20 protein-coding genes are annotated in these 19,708 nt (G+C 57.5%); 18 read left to right on the forward strand and 2 right to left on the reverse strand.

What is annotated here, in order from left to right; genetic code table 11:
- The first annotated feature begins 38 nt into the window (after positions 1-38).
- The 6 genes from lgt (at position 39) to BGO64_RS06470 (ending at position 4,798) form a co-directional block, all read left to right on the forward strand.
- Entirely contained in the window at positions 39-863 is an 825-nt protein-coding gene (lgt, locus tag BGO64_RS06445) for a prolipoprotein diacylglyceryl transferase (RefSeq protein ID WP_039039982.1), read from the forward strand.
- Positions 863-1,657 (forward strand): thymidylate synthase, encoded by a 795-nt coding sequence (gene thyA, locus BGO64_RS06450; protein WP_286700358.1) that lies wholly within the window; start codon positions 863-865, stop codon positions 1,655-1,657. Before lgt ends, thyA begins: the two co-directional genes overlap by 1 nt.
- 279 nt (positions 1,658-1,936) lie before the next feature.
- Positions 1,937-3,127, forward strand: coding sequence for a Na+/H+ antiporter NhaA (gene nhaA, locus BGO64_RS06455; protein WP_286700359.1), 1,191 nt, complete (start codon positions 1,937-1,939; stop codon positions 3,125-3,127).
- A 20-nt stretch (positions 3,128-3,147) separates the two neighbouring features.
- Positions 3,148-3,528 carry a hypothetical protein gene (locus BGO64_RS06460; protein WP_175429470.1) on the forward strand — a complete coding sequence of 127 codons (381 nt, stop codon included), beginning with the start codon at positions 3,148-3,150 and terminating at the stop codon, positions 3,526-3,528.
- Positions 3,515-4,447 carry a transcriptional activator NhaR gene (gene nhaR, locus BGO64_RS06465; protein ID WP_010673095.1) on the forward strand — a complete coding sequence of 311 codons (933 nt, stop codon included), beginning with the start codon at positions 3,515-3,517 and terminating at the stop codon, positions 4,445-4,447. Before BGO64_RS06460 ends, nhaR begins: the two co-directional genes overlap by 14 nt.
- Positions 4,448-4,495: 48 nt before the next feature.
- Positions 4,496-4,798 carry an ArsR/SmtB family transcription factor gene (locus BGO64_RS06470; RefSeq protein ID WP_042878863.1) on the forward strand — a complete coding sequence of 101 codons (303 nt, stop codon included), beginning with the start codon at positions 4,496-4,498 and terminating at the stop codon, positions 4,796-4,798.
- A gap of 48 nt (positions 4,799-4,846) precedes the next feature.
- Here BGO64_RS06470 and rpsT read toward each other — a convergent pair whose 3' ends face one another.
- A complete protein-coding gene (rpsT, locus tag BGO64_RS06475; RefSeq protein ID WP_005308808.1) occupies positions 4,847-5,110 on the reverse strand; it encodes a 30S ribosomal protein S20 in 264 nt (87 codons plus the stop codon).
- 191 nt (positions 5,111-5,301) lie between these two features.
- Between rpsT and murJ the strand changes: the two genes are divergently transcribed.
- The 12 genes from murJ to BGO64_RS06535 all read left to right on the forward strand — a co-directional run bounded on the left by murJ (position 5,302) and on the right by BGO64_RS06535 (position 19,188).
- Positions 5,302-6,864, forward strand: a complete 1,563-nt coding sequence (gene murJ / locus BGO64_RS06480; RefSeq protein WP_052814606.1) for a murein biosynthesis integral membrane protein MurJ — start codon at positions 5,302-5,304, stop codon at positions 6,862-6,864.
- A gap of 210 nt (positions 6,865-7,074) precedes the next feature.
- Positions 7,075-8,049 carry a bifunctional riboflavin kinase/FAD synthetase gene (gene ribF / locus BGO64_RS06485; protein WP_048209146.1) on the forward strand — a complete coding sequence of 325 codons (975 nt, stop codon included), beginning with the start codon at positions 7,075-7,077 and terminating at the stop codon, positions 8,047-8,049.
- The gene (gene ileS / locus BGO64_RS06490; protein ID WP_286700360.1) at positions 8,049-10,910 is read left to right on the forward strand and encodes an isoleucine--tRNA ligase; all 2,862 of its coding nucleotides are present in this window, start codon (positions 8,049-8,051) and stop codon (positions 10,908-10,910) included. The genes ribF and ileS overlap by 1 nt, the downstream gene beginning before the upstream one ends.
- The gene (gene lspA, locus BGO64_RS06495; protein ID WP_010673100.1) at positions 10,910-11,413 is read left to right on the forward strand and encodes a signal peptidase II; all 504 of its coding nucleotides are present in this window, start codon (positions 10,910-10,912) and stop codon (positions 11,411-11,413) included. The genes ileS and lspA overlap by 1 nt, the downstream gene beginning before the upstream one ends.
- Positions 11,410-11,862, forward strand: a complete 453-nt coding sequence (gene fkpB / locus BGO64_RS06500; RefSeq protein WP_010673101.1) for an FKBP-type peptidyl-prolyl cis-trans isomerase — start codon at positions 11,410-11,412, stop codon at positions 11,860-11,862. The genes lspA and fkpB overlap by 4 nt, the downstream gene beginning before the upstream one ends.
- A complete protein-coding gene (gene ispH / locus BGO64_RS06505) occupies positions 11,862-12,797 on the forward strand; it encodes a 4-hydroxy-3-methylbut-2-enyl diphosphate reductase (RefSeq protein ID WP_042878840.1) in 936 nt (311 codons plus the stop codon). Before fkpB ends, ispH begins: the two co-directional genes overlap by 1 nt.
- Before the next feature lie 110 nt (positions 12,798-12,907).
- On the forward strand, positions 12,908-13,315 hold the full coding sequence (gene tppA, locus BGO64_RS06510; protein WP_039039991.1) for a type IVa pilus pseudopilin TppA: 408 nt from the start codon (positions 12,908-12,910) through the stop codon (positions 13,313-13,315).
- Positions 13,316-13,318: 3 nt separating this feature from the next.
- Positions 13,319-13,882, forward strand: coding sequence for a type IV pilus modification protein PilV (pilV, locus tag BGO64_RS06515; RefSeq protein WP_069652207.1), 564 nt, complete (start codon positions 13,319-13,321; stop codon positions 13,880-13,882).
- Positions 13,879-14,880 (forward strand): PilW family protein, encoded by a 1,002-nt coding sequence (locus BGO64_RS06520; RefSeq protein ID WP_286700361.1) that lies wholly within the window; start codon positions 13,879-13,881, stop codon positions 14,878-14,880. Before pilV ends, BGO64_RS06520 begins: the two co-directional genes overlap by 4 nt.
- Positions 14,877-15,320, forward strand: coding sequence for a type IVa pilus pseudopilin TppD (gene tppD / locus BGO64_RS06525; protein WP_069652206.1), 444 nt, complete (start codon positions 14,877-14,879; stop codon positions 15,318-15,320). The genes BGO64_RS06520 and tppD overlap by 4 nt, the downstream gene beginning before the upstream one ends.
- Before the next feature lie 11 nt (positions 15,321-15,331).
- Positions 15,332-18,907 carry a pilus assembly protein gene (locus BGO64_RS06530; RefSeq protein WP_406568533.1) on the forward strand — a complete coding sequence of 1,192 codons (3,576 nt, stop codon included), beginning with the start codon at positions 15,332-15,334 and terminating at the stop codon, positions 18,905-18,907.
- The gene (locus tag BGO64_RS06535) at positions 18,904-19,188 is read left to right on the forward strand and encodes a TapY2 family type IVa secretion system protein (protein WP_041210962.1); all 285 of its coding nucleotides are present in this window, start codon (positions 18,904-18,906) and stop codon (positions 19,186-19,188) included. Before BGO64_RS06530 ends, BGO64_RS06535 begins: the two co-directional genes overlap by 4 nt.
- Before the next feature lie 13 nt (positions 19,189-19,201).
- Here BGO64_RS06535 and BGO64_RS06540 read toward each other — a convergent pair whose 3' ends face one another.
- Positions 19,202-19,705: a GspH/FimT family pseudopilin gene (locus BGO64_RS06540; RefSeq protein ID WP_010673109.1), complete on the reverse strand. Its 504-nt coding sequence runs from the start codon at positions 19,703-19,705 to the stop codon at positions 19,202-19,204.
- Positions 19,706-19,708 lie beyond the last annotated feature (3 nt).

Here is a 19,708-nt window from a genome sequence, read left to right on the forward strand (position 1 = left end):
ATCGGAGAATGCGGCTTTTCTTATGATTGGGGCCGCCTATGCAGCACGACGGATATTGGGTTTTCTCGCAGATTGATCCCGTAGCATTCAGTTTGGGACCATTATCGGTACGCTGGTATGGTCTCATGTACCTGTTCGGTTTTGCCTTCGCCATGTGGCTGGCAGGTCGCCGCGCCGATGCACCCAATAGCGGCTGGACCCGCAACGAGGTATCCGACCTGCTGTTCTACGGCTTTCTCGGGGTGATCCTGGGAGGGCGCATCGGTTACGTGCTGTTCTATAACTTCGATCTCTTCCTCGCCGACCCGACCTATCTGTTCAAGATATGGACCGGTGGCATGTCGTTCCACGGTGGCCTCATCGGGGTGATCACCGCCATGATCTGGTTTGCCCACAAAACCCAGCGCCACTTCTTCACCGTGGCGGATTTCGTGGCGCCGCTGATTCCGTTCGGCCTCGGTGTTGGCCGCATCGGCAACTTCATGAACGGCGAGCTGTGGGGTCGGGTGACCGATGTCCCCTGGGCAATCATCTTCCCCGAGGCTGGCCCCGAGCCGCGTCACCCGTCCCAGCTCTATCAGTTCGCGCTGGAAGGGGTGGTGCTCTTCATCATCCTGAACCTGTTCTGGCGCAAGCACCCACCACGTGGCGCCATTTCCGGGATGTTCCTGCTCTTCTACGGTCTGTTCCGCTTCCTGGTGGAGTTTGTTCGTCAGCCTGACAGCCAGCTGGGTCTCTACTTCAACGAGATCAGCATGGGCCAGATCCTCTCTACCCCGATGATAGTGGCGGGTGCGCTCATGGTCTGGGCCGCCTACAAGCAGCCCCGTCTGTTCGGCAATGCACCCAAGGAGGCGAAGTAATGCGTGCCTATCTCGACCTGATGCAGAAAATTCTGGATGAAGGGACCGTCAAATCCGATCGCACCGGGACCGGGACCGTCTCCCTGTTCGGTCATCAGATGCGCTTCAACCTGGCCGAGGGATTCCCGCTGGTGACCACCAAGAAGTGCCACCTGCGCTCCATCATTCACGAGCTGCTCTGGTTCCTCAACGGCGATACCAACACCGCCTATCTGAAAGAGCACGGTGTCAGCATCTGGGACGAGTGGGCCGACGAGCACGGTGATCTGGGGCCTGTCTATGGTGCCCAGTGGCGCTCCTGGCCGGCGGCCGATGGGTCTGTCATCGACCAGATCCAGAAGGCGGCGGACGATATCAAGCACAACCCGGATTCCCGCCGCATCATCGTCTCCGCCTGGAACGTGGGCGAGCTGGACAAAATGGCGTTGGCACCCTGCCACGCCTTCTTCCAGTTCTATGTGGCGGATGGCAAGCTCTCCTGCCAGCTCTACCAGCGTAGTTGTGATGTTTTCCTTGGCCTGCCGTTCAACATTGCCAGCTATGCGCTGCTGACCCACATGATGGCGCAGCAGTGCGATCTGGAAGTGGGTGACTTTGTCTGGACCGGTGGCGATGTGCACCTCTATTCCAACCACATGGAGCAGACGGCACTGCAACTCACCCGCGAGCCGCGCCCCCTGCCGCAACTGGTGATCAAGCGCAAACCTGACTCCATCTTCGATTACAGATTCGAGGATTTCGAGATCCAGGGCTATGATCCCCATCCTGGGATCAAGGCGCCTGTCGCTATTTGAGTAGGTAATGAGCCTGGGGCGAGTATCGTCTCCCAGGTGACGATGAATCGACACTCAGCTGTTAGAGGCACCTTCGGGTGCCTTTTTGCATTTTCTGTGAATTAATATGCAACATTCCGGGTGGAGAGATGGCTCCTGAAAAGGGGAAATAACCTGCTTATAGCAGGCATTATCTGTTTTGCTTTCGGTTTTTTCGTTGTTATCAGCCGTAAGAAACGATTTTTCATTGAGCTACTCGAGCCCTAGACTGAAAAGATGCAATTTTATGGGTAGTTAGATATGAGCGATGTATTCAAGCGTTTTCTCAAACTGGAGTCCGCTTCCGGGATCATTCTGATCCTGGCCGCCCTGCTTGCCATCGGCCTGGCCAATTCGGCGCTGGCGCAACACTATCAGAGCTTCCTCAATACCGAGGTGCAGGTTCGCATCGCGGCCCTCGACATCAACAAGCCGCTGCTGCTCTGGATCAATGATGGCTTCATGGCGATCTTCTTCCTGCTGGTGGGTCTCGAGGTGAAGCGAGAGATGCTGGAGGGAGCGCTTTCCTCCCGGGTGCAGGCAACCTTCCCGGCCATTGCTGCCGTGGGGGGCATGTTGGCACCGGCACTCATCTATAGCTTCTTCAACTACGGGGACGAGGCGACCCGTGCTGGCTGGGCGATTCCGGCCGCAACCGACATCGCCTTCGCTCTCGGGGTCATGGCGCTGCTGGGCAAGCGGGTACCGACCAGCCTCAAGGTCTTCTTGCTGGCGCTGGCTATCATGGACGATCTGGGGGTCATCATCATCATTGCCCTCTTCTACACCCAGCAACTGTCGCTGACTGCGCTGGCGATAGGTGTGGTGGCCACCCTGGCCTTGCTCTGGATGAATCGCCGTGGTGAGGACAGGATTGGACTCTATATGCTGGTCGGCCTGGTGCTCTGGGTTGCCGTGCTCAAGTCCGGTGTCCATGCGACCCTGGCGGGGGTCATCGTGGGCTTCATGATCCCCCTCAACGGCAAGCGTTACGCATCGCCACTCAAGCATCTGGAGCATGTGCTGCACCCCTGGAGCGCCTTCCTGATCCTGCCGCTGTTCGCTTTCGCCAACGCCGGGGTATCGCTGGAGGGGGTCTACTTCTCGGCTCTGCTCAATCCGCTCCCCATGGGGATCATCCTGGGGCTCTTCGTCGGCAAGCCGCTCGGGATTTTCACCATCAGCTGGCTGGCAGTGAAATCAGGCATTGCCCAATTGCCGCAAGGAGTGAACTTCAGACAGATCTTTGCCGTCAGCATCCTGTGTGGCATCGGCTTCACCATGTCGATGTTTATCGCATCGCTGGCATTCGAGCATGGCGGACTGGACTACGGCAGCTACTCGCGCCTCGGGATCTTGGCAGGTTCCACACTCGCGGCCGTGATCGGTTACATCGCTCTGCGGATATCGCTGCCCAATCGGGAGGCGAATCAAAGTACGGAGGGGTTATGAGAAAACTAGGATGGTTAGTCATGCTGGCGAGCCCTGCACTCTGGGCAGATAGTCTGGCCGATTGTCAGCGGGATGCCACCTCGGCAAGTTGTTCTGCCTATCTCAACGGGGTGGTCGACAGCGCACTCATGCTGGGAGACTCTCAGGTAAAAGCCCGGTTCGGAGAGACCTTCGCCGAACGGGCACTGAGCAGTCGTGCCGGCGAGCGAGTCAAGCTGTCCAACAAGCGCTATTGCACCGAGCGAATGCCGGATGCCGGTCGTCTCAAGGCCCATCTGCAGGCACAGTTCGACGCGAACAAGGTTGACTCGATCAGCGACATGTATGACATTCTGGCGGTTGAACTCAGCTGCTACCGGAGCCCGCCTGGCGCGGGAACCCCATCGGATGTCACACCTTAACTACAACCATCTCTACTATTTTTGGATGACTCAGAAGAAGGGCTCCGTCACGCAGGCGGCGGAAGCCCTCTTTTTGACCCCACAGACCGTGACCGGTCAGATCAAGCTGCTTGAGCAGCGTCTTGGCGGCAAGTTGCTGATCAGAAAGGGGCGCTCCCTTGAGGCCACCGAGCTTGGCCAACTGGTATTTCGCTATGCAGACAAGATGTTCAGCCTCTCCTACGAGATGCTGGATATCGTCAACTACCGCAAGGAGAGCCAGATCCTGTTCGACGTCGGCATCGCCGATGCACTCTCCAAGCGTCTTGCCAGCCGAGTGCTGCTCTCCGTGATCCCCAATGATGGTTCCATTCACCTGCGCTGCTTCGAGTCGACCCATGAACTTCTCCTGGAGCAGTTGAGCGAGCACAAGCTCGACATGATCCTCTCTGATTGCCCGGTGGACTCCAGCCAGCATGCCGGGTTGCTGTCCAAGCGTCTGGGGGGATGCGGCGTCAGTTTCTTCTGCAAGGCGCCTCTGCCCTCCCAGCCTTTCCCTGCCTGCCTGGAAGAGCGCAAGCTGCTCATCCCGGGCCGTCGCACCGCCATGGGTCGTCAACTGACCCAGTGGTTCGAGCAGCAGGGAATTTCCCCCAGCATTCTGGGAGAATTCGACGATGCGGCGCTGATGAAGGCGTTCGGCTTCTTCAACCAGGGCATCTTCATGGCACCGACCATTTATCGGGAGGAGATCCTGGAGGGGGAGGAGGTGATGCTGCTGGGTGAAACCCAGGATCTGATGGAGGAGTATTACGTCATCTTTGCCGAGCGGATGATCCAGCATCCTGCGGTCAAGCGGGTATGCGAGAGTGATTTCTCCTTCCTCTTTGCGGGGCAGGAGGATTTCACGGCCATTCAGCCGGCAAGCCTCTCGTTTTAAATCGAGGGTGACGGCGCTATGATGCCAGTCTTGGAAGAGGAGGGTGAGATGCGATTGGAAGAGATGGAAGCGAATGCCGGGCGTGCCGTCACCCTGCTCAAGGCATTGGCCAATGAGCGACGGCTGTTTATCTTGTGCCAGTTACTGGATAGGGAGCTGTCGGTCGGCGAGCTGAACGAGGTCTTGGGATTGAGCCAGTCAGCCATGTCGCAGCATCTGGCGGTGTTGCGCCGGGATGAGCTGGTGGCGACGAGGAAGGAAGCCCAGACGGTCTATTACTCCCTGCGCAGCCATGAGGTGCGCGAGATGATCGGATTGTTGCACAGACTGTACTGTAGCGACCCCAAATAAAAAACCGGCACTAGGCCGGTTTTTTCAGCTTTCATCAGCGGATGCTGATTAAGCCATGGCTTTGATCTGGGCAGACAGGCGGCTCTTGTGACGAGCAGCTTTGTTCTTGTGGATCAGGCCTTTGGTCGCCATACGATCCATGATCGGCTGAGCAACAGCGAAAGCGGCAGTGGCAGCAGCCTTGTCACCAGAGGCGATGGCAGCGATCACTTTCTTCAGGTAGGTACGGGTCATGGAACGACGGCTGGCGTTGTGCTGACGACGTTTCTCTGACTGAAGAGCACGCTTCTTAGCAGATTTGATGTTAGCCAAGGTAAAACTCCTAAAACTGTCTTAGCGAGTGTATTGAAAAGGCCCGGAAATATGCCTTCCCAACCACATATTGTCAAATGATTTGTGCAAATAAACACCGCCCCCCGGTGGTGTGTCAGATGGGAGACGGTTAAACTGTCGGCCGATTCTAACAGCATTCTTTTCTTTCCGACAGTTCCAGAGGCCTCGTCTTGAGTAAGAAATTGATCAAATCCGGCATGATAGTGTCCGGAATGACGCTGGCATCCCGTGTGATGGGCTTGGTGCGCGATGTGGTCATCGCCAATTTGCTCGGTGCCGGGGTGGCCGCAGACGTCTTCTTCTTCGCCAATCGCATTCCCAACTTCTTGCGCCGGCTCTTTGCCGAAGGGGCATTCAACCAGGCCTTCGTGCCCGTGATGACGGAGTACAAGAAAAATGGTGACGAGCAGGCGGTTCGGGAGCTGCTGGCGGCGGTGGCGGGCACCCTGGGTGGCATCGTCACCGTGGTCACCCTGCTCGGGGTGCTGGGTTCCGGTGTCCTGACGGCTCTCTTTGGCTGGGGCTGGTTCTGGGATTGGCTGCATGGCGGACCGGCGGCGGAGAAGTTCGAGCTGGCCAGTCTGATGCTCAAGATCACCTTCCCCTACCTCTGGTTCATCACCTTCACCGCCATGGCGGGGGCCATTCTCAATACCTTTGGCCGTTTTGCCGTGTCCTCCTTCACGCCGGTATTCCTCAACATCACCATGATTGCGGCGGCCTGGTGGATCGCGCCCTTGATGGAGCGCCCCGAAATCTCCCTGGCGATCGGTGTCTTCCTCGGCGGTCTGGTCCAGTTTTTGTTCCAGTATCCTTTTCTGCGCCAGCTCAACATGCTGGTCTGGCCCAAGTGGGGTTGGCACCATCCCGGGGTGGTTAAGATCCGTACCCTGATGATCCCGGCCCTGTTCGGCGTCTCGGTCAGCCAGATCAACCTGCTGATCAACACCATGCTGGCGTCGTTCCTGGCTACCGGTGCCATCAGCTATCTCTATTACTCGGACAGGTTGCTGGAGTTTCCCCTCGGTCTCTTTGCGGTGGCCATCAGCACGGTGATCCTGCCTGCCCTGGCCAGAAAACACGTGGATGCGGATCCGGCTGATTTCTCTCGCACCATGGATTGGGGGGTACGCATGGTGATGCTGCTCGGCTTGCCAGCCATGGTCGGCATCGCCGTGCTGCGCGAGCCCATACTGCGGGTACTTTTCATGCGCGGTGAGTTCGGTCTGCACGAGGTGAGCATGTCCAGTGCGAGCCTGCTGGCCTCCACCACGGGGCTGCTCTCCTTGATGCTCATCAAGGTGCTGGCCCCCGGTTATTACGCCCGCCAGGACACCAGGACGCCGGTGCGTATCGGCATCATGGCCATGGTAGCCAACATGGTGTGCAACCTCATTTTCATCTATCCGCTCGGCTACGTCGGGCTGGCGCTGGCGACCGCCTGCTCCGGCACGCTGAACGCCGTACTGCTGTTCAAGGGACTCTATCAGCAGGATGTCTATCGCCCTTCCCGCAACACCGGGTTGTTCTGCCTCAAGCTGCTGGCGGCAACGGTCTTGATGGGGGGGCTTCTGGCCTATCTGTCGCCGGATCTCACCCAATGGGGTGCCTGGAGTATGGGCAAGGCCAGCCTGGAGTTGACCCTGCTGCTCTGCCTGGGCGGAGCGCTGTATGGCATTGTCCTCTTGGCACTGGGGATCCGGCCACGGCATCTAAGAGCCGGTCAGCAATAAGGAGTCAGCTGCAAGGGAGGGGGACAGTACAGGGGAGATGGGGGAGCGGTCTCAGGGGCTGTCGTGTTGACCCGCCAACGAGGTGCGATGCTCCTGGCCGAGTCCGAGAAGCGGGCGGGATGGCTAAATCGGGTCAACGGCAGGGCTGACCCTGCCTGCTGCCTGATATATAATCCGCCGATTTCCATGGCAGCAACGCACAAGGCACTGATGGAGCTTATTCGCGGCATTCACAATATCAAGCCCCGTCACCGGGGCTGTGTATTGACCATAGGCAACTTCGATGGGGTTCATCAGGGGCACCACGCGGTGTTGGCCCGTTTGCAGGATAAGGCCGCCCAACTTGGCCTGCCAGCCTGCGTCATGTTGTTCGAACCCCAGCCGCTGGAGCTGTTTGCGGGCAGTGCCGCGCCCGCCCGCCTCAGCCGCTGGCGGGAGAAGTACGAAGCCCTCAAGGGAATGCAGATCGATCGCATGCTCTGCGTGCGTTTCACCCATCGTTTTGCCGAGCAGGCAGCCAGCACCTTCATCGAGCAACTGCTGGTGGAGAAACTCGGTGTGCACTATCTGGTGGTCGGCGACGATTTTCGCTTCGGCAAGGGGCGGGAAGGGGACTTCCACCTGCTGGAGGAGGCCGGTCGGCGCTTCGGGTTCGAGGTGATCAGCACCCAGAGTTTCCAGCTTTCCCGCCAGCGGGTCAGCAGCACCCTGGTGCGCGAGGCCCTCAAAGCGGGTCGCATGGCGGAGGTGGAATTGATGCTCGGTCGCCCCTATGCCATCAGCGGCCGGGTGGCCCATGGCGACAAGCTGGGGCGCACCATAGGTTTTCCCACCGCGAATCTGGCCCTCAAACGCCAGGTTGTCCCGGTCGGTGGCGTGTTTGCGGTGGAAGTGATATGTTCCGGCAAGACTTTCCCCGGTGTCGCCAATGTGGGTGTACGTCCGACCTTGAGCGGTACACAAGCCAGATTGGAAGTACATCTATTTGATTTTTCTGGTGATCTATATGGTCAGCAGGTCAAGGTGCTGCTTCGCCACAAGCTGCGCGAAGAGCAGAAATTTGACTCTTTCACCGCCTTGAAAGAGCAGATCGAACGAGATGCCCTGGCGGCCCGAGCCTGGTTCGGGCTGCCACAATTTCATTTACCCAGCACTCTTTTAGAAAAGAAGGGAACCCAGGACTGATGAGCGACTATAAACACACCCTGAATCTGCCGGAAACCGAGTTTCCGATGCGTGGCGATCTGGCCAAACGCGAACCCAACATGTTGAAACGTTGGTACGATCAGGATCTTTACGGCGCCATTCGCCGCGCCAAAGCGGGTAAGCCTTCTTTCATTCTGCACGATGGCCCCCCCTATGCGAACGGCAGCATTCACATCGGTCATTCGGTCAACAAGATCCTCAAAGACATCATCATCAAGTCCAAGGGCCTCTCTGGCTTCGATTCCCCCTATGTGCCGGGCTGGGATTGCCACGGTCTGCCCATCGAGCTGAAAGTGGAAGGCATGGTCGGCAAGCCGGGCGAGAAGGTTTCCGCCGCCGAGTTCCGCGCCGAGTGCCGCAAATACGCCAAGACCCAGATCGAAGCGCAGAAGACCGACTTCATCCGTCTGGGCGTGCTGGGTGACTGGGAACACCCCTACCTGACCATGGATTTTGGGACCGAAGCCAACATCATCCGTTCCATGGCCAAGATCGTTGAAAACGGCCACCTGCATAAAGGCTCCAAGCCGGTGCACTGGTGTACCGATTGCGGTTCCGCGCTGGCTGAAGCAGAAGTGGAGTACTACGACAAGAACTCCCCCTCCATCGACGTGCGCTTCAAGGCCGTCGACGAGGCTGCCGTTGCCGCCAAGTTTGATTGCGCCGAAGGCCACACCGGCAAGGGCGCGCTCTCTGCCGTGATCTGGACCACTACCCCGTGGACCCTGCCGGCCAACCGCGCCATCGCCATGCATGCCGATCTCGACTACGCGCTGGTGCAGGTTGAGGGCGACAATCCCGAGCGTCTGATCCTGGCCGCTGAGCTGGTGAAGGATGTGATGGATCGCGCAGGCATCGAGCACTTCCACAACCTGGGTTACGCCAAGGGTGCCGCACTCGAGCTGCTGCGCTTCAACCACCCCTTCTACAGCTTCGACGTACCTGTGGTGCTGGGTGACCACGTTACCCTGGACGCCGGTACCGGCGCGGTGCACACCGCCCCTGGTCACGGTCAGGAAGACTTCGTGGTCGGTCAGAAGTACGGTCTGGAAGTGGCCAACCCGGTTGGCAGCAACGGCGTCTATCTGCCGGATACCGAACTGTTTGCCGGCCAGCACGTGTTCAAGGCCAACGCCTCCGTGGTCGAGGTGCTGACCGAGCGCGGTGCCCTGCTGCACCACAAGGTATTCAACCACTCCTACCCGCACTGCTGGCGTCACAAGACCCCGATCATCTTCCGTGCCACCCCCCAGTGGTTCATCAGCATGGAGCAGAAGGGTCTGCGCAAGCGTGCTCTGGAAGAGATCGAGCGTATCGAGACTCAGGGCATTGCCGAACACGGCCAGAGCGGCTGGGTCCCGGCCTGGGGCAAGAATCGCATCCAGGCGATGGTCGAGAACCGTCCCGACTGGTGTATCTCCCGTCAGCGTACCTGGGGCGTGCCCATCTCCCTGTTCGTTCACAAGGATACCCAGGCGCTGCACCCGGATTCCGTGCGCCTGATGGAAGAGGTGGCCAAGCGGGTCGAGCAGTCCGGCATCCAGGCCTGGTGGGATCTGGACAAGGCCGAGCTGCTGGGCGTCGATGCCGACAACTACGAGAAGGTGCCCGACACCCTGGACGTCTGGTTTGACTCCGGCTCTACCCATGCCTCCGTGGTCGATGCCCGTCCCGAGTTCAACGGCAAGCCGGCCGACATGTATCTGGAAGGCTCTGACCAGCACCGTGGCTGGTTCATGTCATCCTTGATGATCGGCGTGGCGATGAAAGACAAGGCTCCCTACAACCAGGTGCTGACTCACGGCTTCACCGTGGATGGTCAGGGCCGCAAGATGTCCAAGTCCATCGGCAACGTGGTCAGCCCGCAAGACGTGATGAACAAGCTGGGTGCCGACATCCTGCGTCTGTGGGTAGCGAGCACTGACTACACCGGCGAGATGACCGTCTCCGACGAGATCCTCAAGCGCTCCGCCGACGCCTATCGTCGTATCCGCAACACTGCCCGTTTCCTCTTGGCCAACCTGAACGGCTTCAATCCGGCGACCGACATGGTGGCGCCTGCCGACATGGTGGTGGTGGATCGCTGGGCAGTGGGCCGTGCCAAAGCGGTACAGGCCGAGATCGTGGCCGCGTTCGACGAGTACAACTTCCACGGCGTGACCCAGAAGCTGATGCAGTTCTGTTCCATCGAGATGGGTTCCTTCTATCTGGACGTCATCAAGGATCGTCAGTACACAGCCAAGGCTGACAGCCTGGCCCGTCGCTCCTGCCAGACCGCCCTCTATCACATCGCCGAAGCCATGGTGCGTTGGATGGCGCCCATCATGAGCTTCACTGCCGACGAGATCTGGGCCCTGCTGCCGGGCGAGCGCGGCGAGTTCGTGTTCACCGAGGAGTGGTACGACGGCCTGTTCGGGCTGGAAGCGGGCGAAGTGCTGAACGACGAGTTCTGGGCCGAGATCCTCACCGTGCGCGGTGAAGTGAACAAGGCGCTGGAAGTGGCCCGTGGCGAGAAGCGCATCGGCGGTTCTCTGCAGGCCGAACTGACCCTGTTCGCCAAGCCTGAGCTGGCCGCGCGTCTGAACGCCCTGGCCGATGAGCTGCGCTTCGTGCTGCTCACCTCCAAGGCCAAGGTAGTCAGCGTCGATGCCGCACCGGCAGAGGCCGTGGCAACCGAGCGCGATGACCTGTGGCTCTGCGTGGCCCAGTCTGCCGCCGCCAAGTGCGATCGCTGCTGGCACCATGTGGAAGACGTGGGCACCATCGCGGGGCACGAAGAGATCTGTGGCCGCTGCGTCACCAACGTCGAGGGTGACGGCGAAACACGTCAATTTGCCTGATGAACATGACTCAACATAAAAGCGGCCTGCGTTGGCTGTGGCTGGCGGTGCTGGCCTTCGTACTGGACCAGGCGAGCAAGCTCGCCGTGGTCAAGCTGCTGCCGTTTGGCTACCCGGGGGTGGAGATCACCCCCTTCTTCAACCTGGTCCATGTCTACAACAAGGGCGCTGCTTTCAGCTTCCTGGCGGATCAGGGAGGCTGGCAGCGCTGGTTCTTCGCCGTGCTGGCGTTCGCCATCTGTGGCCTGCTGATCCACTGGCTGCGCAAGCAGTCGGTCACCCAGCGCTGGAGCGGTATCGCCTACAGCCTGATCATCGGCGGGGCGCTCGGCAACGTGTTTGACCGGCTGGTGCTGGGCCATGTGGTCGACTTCCTCGACTTCTATTGGCAGCGCGCCCATTGGCCGGCGTTCAACCTGGCTGACAGCTTCATCTTCATCGGTGCCGCCATGATCGTGCTGGACGGCTTCCGTGGCGAGAAAAAACAGGACGCGACCTCATGAGCCAGCTGATTGTTGCGGACAGCAGCGTGCTGTTCCATTTCTCTATCAAACTGGAAGATGGCTCGGTGGCCGACAGCACGGCGCTGCACGGCAAGCCTGCCCGTCTGCGGATGGGAGACGGCAGCCTGACGCCGAGCTTCGAGCAATGCCTGCTGGGGCTGCGCGAAGGGGAGAGCAAGAGCTTTACCCTGGCGCCGGAAGAGGCGTTCGGCCTTTCCAATCCTGACAACATCTACCATCTCGATCGCGCCAAATTCGGTAACGAAGTTGAGCCCAAGGTGGGTACCATCATTCTGTTTGACCAGCCCAACGGCAGCGAACTGCCCGGGATCATCCGGGCGGTGGAAGGGATGTCGGTTACGGTCGATTTCAACCACCCCCTGGCCGGTCACACCGTCACCTTCGAGGTGGAGATCCTGGGAGTTGATGACGAGGAGAAGGTTCACTGATGGATATTCTGCTGGCTAACCCCCGTGGCTTCTGTGCCGGTGTCGACCGGGCCATCAGCATCGTCGAGAGCGCGCTGGAGAAGTTCGGTGCCCCCATCTATGTCCGTCACGAGGTGGTGCACAACCGCTACGTGGTGAACAAGCTCAAGGAGGCAGGTGCCGTTTTCGTCGAAGAGCTGGACGAGGTGCCGGATGACAGCATCGTCATCTTCTCCGCTCATGGTGTCGCCAAGGTCGTGCGCGAGATGGCCAAATCCCGCGCCCTCAAGGTGTTCGATGCCACCTGTCCGCTGGTGACCAAGGTGCACATGGAGGTCCATCGCGCCAGTCGCAAAGGCTCCGAAGCCGTGCTCATCGGCCATGCCGGCCACCCCGAGGTGATCGGCACCATGGGACAGTACGAGAACAGTGAGGGTGGCATGTATCTGGTGGAGACGCCGGAAGATGTGGCCAAACTCAAGGTGAAGAACCCGGACGACCTCTGTTTCGTCACCCAGACGACACTCAGCGTGGATGAGACGTCAGATGTCATTGATGCCTTGCGTGCGCACTTCCCCAAGATCCAGGGGCCGCGCAAGGATGACATCTGCTACGCCACCCAGAACCGCCAGGATGCGGTGCGGGAGATGGCCGGGCTGGTGGACGCCATGCTGGTGGTGGGGTCGCGCAACTCTTCCAACTCCAACCGTCTGCGGGAGCTGGCCGAGAAGGTGGGCGCCAAGGCCTACCTCATCGACGATGCCTCCATGATTGAGCCGCAATGGCTGGACGGGGTTGTCCGTATCGGGGTCACGGCGGGTGCGTCAGCCCCCGATGTGCTGGTTCAGAATGTCATTGCTCGTCTGCGCGAGCTGGGAGGCAAGATAGTGACCGAGCATCCTGGCCGGGAAGAGAATGTGGTGTTTGAAGTGCCGCCCGAGCTTAGAATTATTTGAATGTGGCCAGGATGGCCTGAGAATAAAGAGTTATGTTCCTGATGCCGGATTTGTCGTTGCGACCTATCCGGCATTAGACTATATGAACCGCCAGTCACCAAGGATGGGTTATGATTGGGTTCTATCGAGGCTTTTCTCTCATTGAATTGATGATTGTCGTCGCAATCGTGGCGATTCTTGGCACTATTGCCTATCCCTCCTATCAGCGTTACCTGCTGTCCAGCCACCGAATTGATGCCAAAAAAATGCTGTTGGACGCCGCCAACAGACAAGAAACCTATTTTATGGATTTCAATCGGTATACCTCATCCGCAGCCGACTTGAATATCTCGGAGAACTCCGAATCCGGCTTCTATCACCTGGTCATCTCGGCCGGGGTCAATACATACATCCTGTTTGCCACGGCCTCTGGTGCGCAGGGGTCAGACAGCGACTGCATCATTTTCTCCATCGATCAGGATGGCACCCGGAGTGCCACCCGGCTCGGGGATACTGTCAACAATGCTTGCTGGGACTAGGCGATGAAACCACTGCGCCATCGACACATAAGAGGATTCAGTCTGCTGGAGGTGCTGATTGCGGCCGTGGTGCTCTCCTTCGGCTTGCTGGGATTGGTTGCCATGCAGGTCACCGCCAAGTTTTCCAGCTACGAAGCGCGTCAGCGCACCATCGCCAACTGGCTGGCCAATGATCTGGTGGAACGCGCCAGGATCAACAAAGACAGCTGGGCTGGTCAGGGAACGACAGTGGTATCCGGCAACGCGATCCTGGATATGCCGAGTTGTGCCAACAACAATGGCACCATGTCGGATTGCAGCAGGACAGAGCGGCAGGCACTGGACCTCTTCTACTGGCAGCAGTCCCTGCTGGGAACCGCGGTATCCGGTGCCGCGTCACCTCTGCAATCTCCGGTCGGCTGCGTGATTCGTGGCGCCAACAACAGTTTGACCATAGGGATCTTCTGGCAGGGGCGGGAGTCTTTGTCCGATGGTGCCGGTGCAGTTGCCGCGGTGCGCAACAGTTGTGGGCTGGGCAATGCGGCAGACAGACAGAGGCGTCAGTTCGTACTGACGACCACACTATGAATGCCCGCGGCTTCACCCTGATTGAATGGTTGATTGCCATGTTGATCGGCGTATTTCTGGTCGGTGGCGGCTTGAGCATCTTCGTGGCTTCCCGTGCCACAACGGAGGATGCTTTCGATCAGAGCGAGTTGCAGGAGAACGGGCGTATTGCGATGCGTCTGGTGACCCAGGACCTGAAGTGGGCGGGCTTCTGGGGGGACTACACCGGTTCCCCCATGGCAACGGGGCAAGGCGTGACTCTCAGCAGCGGGTCTGCGGTGCTTTCGGCGAACGATTGTCTGGACAATTTGGGGCGTGGCAGCTTGCCGCCCAGCGTGGGAACAAATCGGGGGGTCTGGGTCGCTCGGGTGGACAACAACAGGGCGATTAACGGGGGGGCTTTTGCCTGTATTCCCGTGACGTCACGTGTTGCCAATACGGATGTCATCAGCATCAAGAGATTGATTGGGCTGCCCCTGGCCGATGCCGCCGCTACTGGCAATCGCTTCTATCTTGCTACTACGACGCAAGCGGCGCTGATGTTCAAAGGGGGAGAAACAGTGCCCACGATGACAGATATGCCGGCTCGTCAGCTCTGGGAATATCAGCACTTTATCTATTATCTCGCTCCCAATGCCGCAGGCAACCCGGAACTGAGAAAGCGTTATCTGACAGCCAATGGGGGCTCGGTTCTGATCGGAGGCCCCATGGCGGAAGGGATTGAGCGCATGACGGTGTTGTTTGGTGTTGACGACACTCCTGTTGCCGATGGGGTTATTGATCGCTATGTTGCGTCTACAAACGTGACCGAGCAGGAATGGAGCGAAGGGCGTGTCGTTGCTGCCCGTGTCTTTATTCTGGTGCGATCATCGCAAGCATCCAGCAGCTATGTGAACAACAACATCTATCAGGTAGGCAGTACCAGCGTATCAGGCAATGGGGATGGGTTTCGTCGTTTGCTGCTGGAGAGCAGCGTGTCGTTACGCAACCCGGTGGTCATGACTGGAGGTGGTTCATGAAATCACAGCATGGCGTAGCCCTGATCGTCGCTCTGATCATCCTGGTACCTCTGACGCTGATCGCCGTGGTGGTGATGCAGTCCTCCGGGCAGGATCTCAAGATGGCAGGTTCTGCGGCCAATTTCAGGCAGGCAGAACACAGACTGGAAGGCATCATCGAAGCGGCTGTACAGAGCAATAACATATCGACGGTGATTGCAGGCATGGGTTCTGCGCTGGGGGCGAGTGCTGCCATCAGTGTCAATAGCAGCAACAATTCAGCCAATGTGGCCCTCACCAATCGCACAGAAACCGTCTGCAAACGCAAGGTGGATGCCAGCAGCAACAATGTGATTCCTGTATGCAAATACGTCGAGCTACAGGCCGGTGTCAATTATGGAAAATATTCTCGCCCGCTGACCTGGACTGCGGGTGTGGAACAGCCACTGCTCACAAAATAGGAGCGAAGGATATGTGGTCACAACGATTCGGTTCAATTTTATGCTGGTGCAGTCTTGTTTTTGGCATGACGTCAACACGAGCCGATGACACCGAGCTTTTTATATACGACTTTAATAAGGCCGGTGATTTCAGACCTAAAGTGCTGCTGATATTTGATAACTCCGGCAGTATGGCTGATACCATGGAACAGATAAAGGAAGCGTACAATCCCGCGACAGTCTATCCAGCGTTGAGCAATGATCCAGACACAAGCAACACGAAACGATATATCTATTTTTCAACCGATGGGAGCATTCCCGCCATTAACAGCAACAAGCGTTTCTCCGACAAATTGAACGCTTGTGCCACCTCCAAGGGGCCTCTTGCAAGTATCGGTTATTTTCAGTCGCAAGTCTGGACTTATGAAGTGACAAGCGGCAGTCCTCCGGGGAGAGGGAGGGGAAGCTGGTATTCAATTAGTGGTTATCAGGAAAACAACATCGACTTGGTCGATTGCAAGCAGGATGTCACCGCAAATAACCCTGCGAACCCATACACAGGCACCTGGAGTGTTGGCACCGGGTATCCGGTCAATAAAACCAGCAATAATCAAGGCTCATGGTTTTATACAGCAGCAACAAGAGATTCTGTTAATGCCAGCAATACAGCCGTAGTGCTTTATTCTGCCAACTATATCAGGTGGTATTACGGGCCTACGGGTTACTCTATAGAATCTCGTCTGCGTATTGCCAAAGATGCAGTCAAAGGATTGATATCATCTGCCCCCGGGGTTGATTTTGGTCTGGCTATTTTCAACAGGAATGACAGTAGCAGTACCAATGGCGGCAGAGTTGTCCGGGATATTCTGGGTAGCGAGATCACGTTGTCAAATGGCAAGACCGGAGAACAAGACCTGCTCGACAGGGTCGAAGGACTGACTGCCAGTACCAACACACCATTATGCGAGACGTTGAGTGAGGCGTATCGCTTCTTCGGGGGACGAAGCGTTGTTTATGGCTTGCAAGGAGGCACGAGAGATACGACCGCCGAAAGCCCAACAGGTACCTATCAAGCCCCCTATGACAACTGCTCAAACAACGGTTACGTCATATACATCACCGATGGAGAGCCGACTCAGGACGGGGATGCCAATACCTTTGTCCAGGGATTGATAAATACATTGTCCAGCGATGAAAAAGCGGCTTATGGCACTACCGTTACTTATGGGTCAGGGAACAGGTCCAGCAGCTATCTGGCCGCATTGGCGGGTTATATGAAACACAAGGATGTGAATGCCGTTTCCCCTGGTACCCAGACAGTCACGACCTTTACCGTCGGGTTTGGTGACGAGGCGATAAGCGGGGCCGGTAATTTGCTTGCTGAAACTGCCCGTCGTGGTGGCGGCGTTTATTATCCGGCAACCAACGCCTCTGCCCTGAGTGATGCGTTGAAGGCATCGCTGCTAGCGATCCTGCGGATCAATACCTCGCTGGTGTCCCCCGCCATTGCCAGCAACAACTTTGACCGGACACGCAGTCTCAACAACATCTATTACGCCATGTTTGAGCCAGATGATGGTCCCAGATGGCGGGGCAATCTGAAAAAACTGATCTTTTCTCCTGACGGTTATGTGGCTGACAGCCGGGGACTGCCTGCTATCAAGTTTGATGGCACCATCATCGACAGTGCCCAGACTTTCTGGTCATCCGGCCGTGACGGGAACGTTGTGGCCGAAGGTGGGGCGCAAGAGATGTTGGCGGGGAAAAGCAACCGCAGCCTCTATGTCATCAACAATGCCCAGAACCGTCTCGATCAGCTGACCAAGGCAAATCTGGTAACGCAGGCTGGCAGTGAAGCCGCGCTCATGACCTTCATGCAGGCAGTTACGACGACTGAACTCGATTCCCTGATCAACTGGACCAAGGGGTTGGATGTCGACGATGAGGACTTTGATACATCAACCCTGATCCGCGCCCATATCATGGGTGACCCCCTGCACTCACGTCCCCTGGTGCTGAACTATGGCCCGCAATCCGGTAACCCGACAGATGCACCGGACTTGCGTATTCTGTTTGGGACCAATGCCGGTTTCCTGCATATGTTCAAGGATATGGGGAGCACCATAGACGAAAGCTGGGCGGCGATACCTTATGAGTTCATGGCCAATCAGAAGGCGCTGCGTCTCAATGCGGAATCAGCCGAACATATCTACGGTGTTGACTCTTCTCCGGTGGCCCTTATCAAAGATGCCAATCGCAACGGGGTGCTGAAATCCTCGGAGAGCGATTTTGTCTGGGTATTCACCGGCTTGAGGAGCGGCGGCAAAGCCTATTATGCATTCAACGTTTCCAGCCCGGATACGCCGACACTGAAATGGCGTCTGAACAGTCTGACGACTGGTTTTGGTGAGCTGGGGCTGACCTGGTCGGTGCCGGAAGTCGCGTTTGTGCCGGGAGTCAGTGATCCCGTGCTTATCTTTGCTGGCGGTTATGACGTGAACAAGAGCGTGCTGGGACTGGGAACCAGTGACAGCATGGGGAGAGGTATCTACATCGTCAATGCCGATACTGGGGCGCTGATATTCAGTGCGACCCCTGCTGCGACTTCAACCAGCAACCTCAGAGTCACGGGGATGACCGACAGTATGCCCGGGTCGGTAGCTACGCTTGACAGCGATGGTGATGGCAAAGTCGATCGCATCTATGTGGGTGATACGGGGGGCAATATCTGGCGCATGGATCTCCCAGGCACCAACAAATCTGACTGGAGCGTCTTCAAATTTGCCAGCCTGGGGTCGGATGTCACTCAAGCAGATGATCGCCGTTTCTTCACCCAGCCTATCGTGGTGCGTACCATCAACAAGCAGGTCACCCGCACCGTTGTGGGGGGGAATGTGGTCTATTCCTATCAGGATCGTCCCTTTGATGCAGTGCTGATTGGGAGTGGAGACCGCAATCGCCCCTCATCGGAAGCGACCGTCCGCAATGGCTATTTCATGTTGCGTGATTATGATGTCGTGCCGCGTGCCGCCAATGCGCAGGCAAGAAGCCCCATCTTGATTACTGACCTTTATGATGTGACCTCTGATCCTTTGTCTGCCCAGACAAACACGGATGGAATATTGGCGACCAAGGCGGGAATTACCACTGCCAAAGGGTGGGTCAATTGGTTGAACGAACCGGGTGAGAAATCCATGGGGGCCGGGGTCGTACTTCAGGGCAAGCTTTACTTCACCTCGTTCCTGCCGCAAGTGCAGTCGTTCCAGCAATGCACCATTCAATCCATCGGGGCTGCACGCCAATACATGGTAGACATGCATTATGGCAGTTCCTTCCGTTATGTGGTTGATCTTGAAGGCAACCAGACACCTGAGCGTTATGTCGAAGTACAGAACAAGGTTGCCGACGATTTGGTGGTGCATGCAGGAGACGATGCCAAGATCCGCATTATTGGAGGCGGTGTCGGGGAAGAGGTCATCCTGAAAGATGAAGGGGATGGTGAGCCTGAGCGTTGTACCGGAGCGGGAGAGTGCAACCAGGGGGCAGAGGAGGCTGAGATGGATATGTCGCCCAAGAAAATTTATCTCTACGAAGGAGAGGCACAATGAAAACACGCAGCGGGGTGTTGGGTTTGTGCCTCTTGTTATCCGGGTCCGTCTTGGCAGATGACATAAAATGTTATGTCGAGCTGGTTAACGGCCAGAAGGTTGTCCTGCACGGTACTGTGGCAGACAACACGCCAAAGGCGGTGCAGGATAAATTCAAACAAAGAGGATACGAGGTGGATGGTGCGGTACAGCCTGTGAAGAAAATCCTGGAATGCCGCACTGCGGAGGAAAATTTCCAGTCAAAAGAGGGTCAGCAACAGGATGCCCGTCAACTGCGATAGCGAAGGACTTCATTCAGAGGCAGATATTTGCCTGGGTAGATTGGGTGGTGCGGCCGGAGGGAGAGATGACCAGATTTATCTGGGCATTTCCTGAACGACACAGCGTGATGGTGGCATTGGTACCCAGGCTGGTGCCATCAGGGCTGAAGGTAGTGGAAGTTCGATTGTTTGCAGCAGTCAGCGAGTCAGATAGCTGAGGGCTTCTTGCCAGAATCTGCTCACCGTTATTGAAAATGTCATTGCCATTACCGTCGACGAACACGAGGAATTGGGTCGGATTAGCGGTGACACAATTGTCACTGGCATTGGCAAGGCACACAGTGACAGATTGCTGGTTGTCGATGGCTTGGCTACGAGCAAAACGCAGATATTTCAAGAGTGTGCGAGATTCAAATTTCAAGGCATTCTCATTGAGCAGGCTCGACATGGCCGGTGCACCAATACCAAGCAAGATGACCCCCAGACTGACGGCGATCATCAGTTCCAGCAGGGTGAATCCTTTCTCGTCCTTGATCATGGC

The sequence above is a fragment of the Aeromonas sp. 62-46 genome (genome assembly GCF_001898585.1).
Classification (GTDB): Bacteria; Pseudomonadota; Gammaproteobacteria; order Enterobacterales; family Aeromonadaceae; genus Aeromonas; species Aeromonas caviae.

What these genes read in the sequence shown, in the direction of transcription:
- ispH (WP_042878840.1), top strand. Translation starts at nt 11,862, where the DNA reads ATGGATATTCTGCTGGCTAACCCCCGTGGCTTCTGTGCCGGTGTCGAC.
- lspA (WP_010673100.1), top strand. Translation starts at nt 10,910, where the DNA reads ATGAACATGACTCAACATAAAAGCGGCCTGCGTTGGCTGTGGCTGGCG.
- pilV (WP_069652207.1), top strand. Translation starts at nt 13,319, where the DNA reads ATGAAACCACTGCGCCATCGACACATAAGAGGATTCAGTCTGCTGGAG.
- ribF (WP_048209146.1), top strand. Translation starts at nt 7,075, where the DNA reads ATGGAGCTTATTCGCGGCATTCACAATATCAAGCCCCGTCACCGGGGC.
- nhaR (WP_010673095.1), top strand. Translation starts at nt 3,515, where the DNA reads ATGTCACACCTTAACTACAACCATCTCTACTATTTTTGGATGACTCAG.
- BGO64_RS06460 (WP_175429470.1), top strand. Translation starts at nt 3,148, where the DNA reads ATGCTGGCGAGCCCTGCACTCTGGGCAGATAGTCTGGCCGATTGTCAG.
- thyA (WP_286700358.1), top strand. Translation starts at nt 863, where the DNA reads ATGCGTGCCTATCTCGACCTGATGCAGAAAATTCTGGATGAAGGGACC.
- BGO64_RS06470 (WP_042878863.1), top strand. Translation starts at nt 4,496, where the DNA reads ATGCGATTGGAAGAGATGGAAGCGAATGCCGGGCGTGCCGTCACCCTG.
- BGO64_RS06530 (WP_406568533.1), top strand. Translation starts at nt 15,332, where the DNA reads ATGTGGTCACAACGATTCGGTTCAATTTTATGCTGGTGCAGTCTTGTT.
- nhaA (WP_286700359.1), top strand. Translation starts at nt 1,937, where the DNA reads ATGAGCGATGTATTCAAGCGTTTTCTCAAACTGGAGTCCGCTTCCGGG.
- ileS (WP_286700360.1), top strand. Translation starts at nt 8,049, where the DNA reads ATGAGCGACTATAAACACACCCTGAATCTGCCGGAAACCGAGTTTCCG.
- BGO64_RS06520 (WP_286700361.1), top strand. Translation starts at nt 13,879, where the DNA reads ATGAATGCCCGCGGCTTCACCCTGATTGAATGGTTGATTGCCATGTTG.
- fkpB (WP_010673101.1), top strand. Translation starts at nt 11,410, where the DNA reads ATGAGCCAGCTGATTGTTGCGGACAGCAGCGTGCTGTTCCATTTCTCT.
- tppD (WP_069652206.1), top strand. Translation starts at nt 14,877, where the DNA reads ATGAAATCACAGCATGGCGTAGCCCTGATCGTCGCTCTGATCATCCTG.
- BGO64_RS06535 (WP_041210962.1), top strand. Translation starts at nt 18,904, where the DNA reads ATGAAAACACGCAGCGGGGTGTTGGGTTTGTGCCTCTTGTTATCCGGG.
- BGO64_RS06540 (WP_010673109.1), bottom strand. Translation starts at nt 19,705, where the DNA reads ATGATCAAGGACGAGAAAGGATTCACCCTGCTGGAACTGATGATCGCC.
- lgt (WP_039039982.1), top strand. Translation starts at nt 39, where the DNA reads ATGCAGCACGACGGATATTGGGTTTTCTCGCAGATTGATCCCGTAGCA.
- tppA (WP_039039991.1), top strand. Translation starts at nt 12,908, where the DNA reads ATGATTGGGTTCTATCGAGGCTTTTCTCTCATTGAATTGATGATTGTC.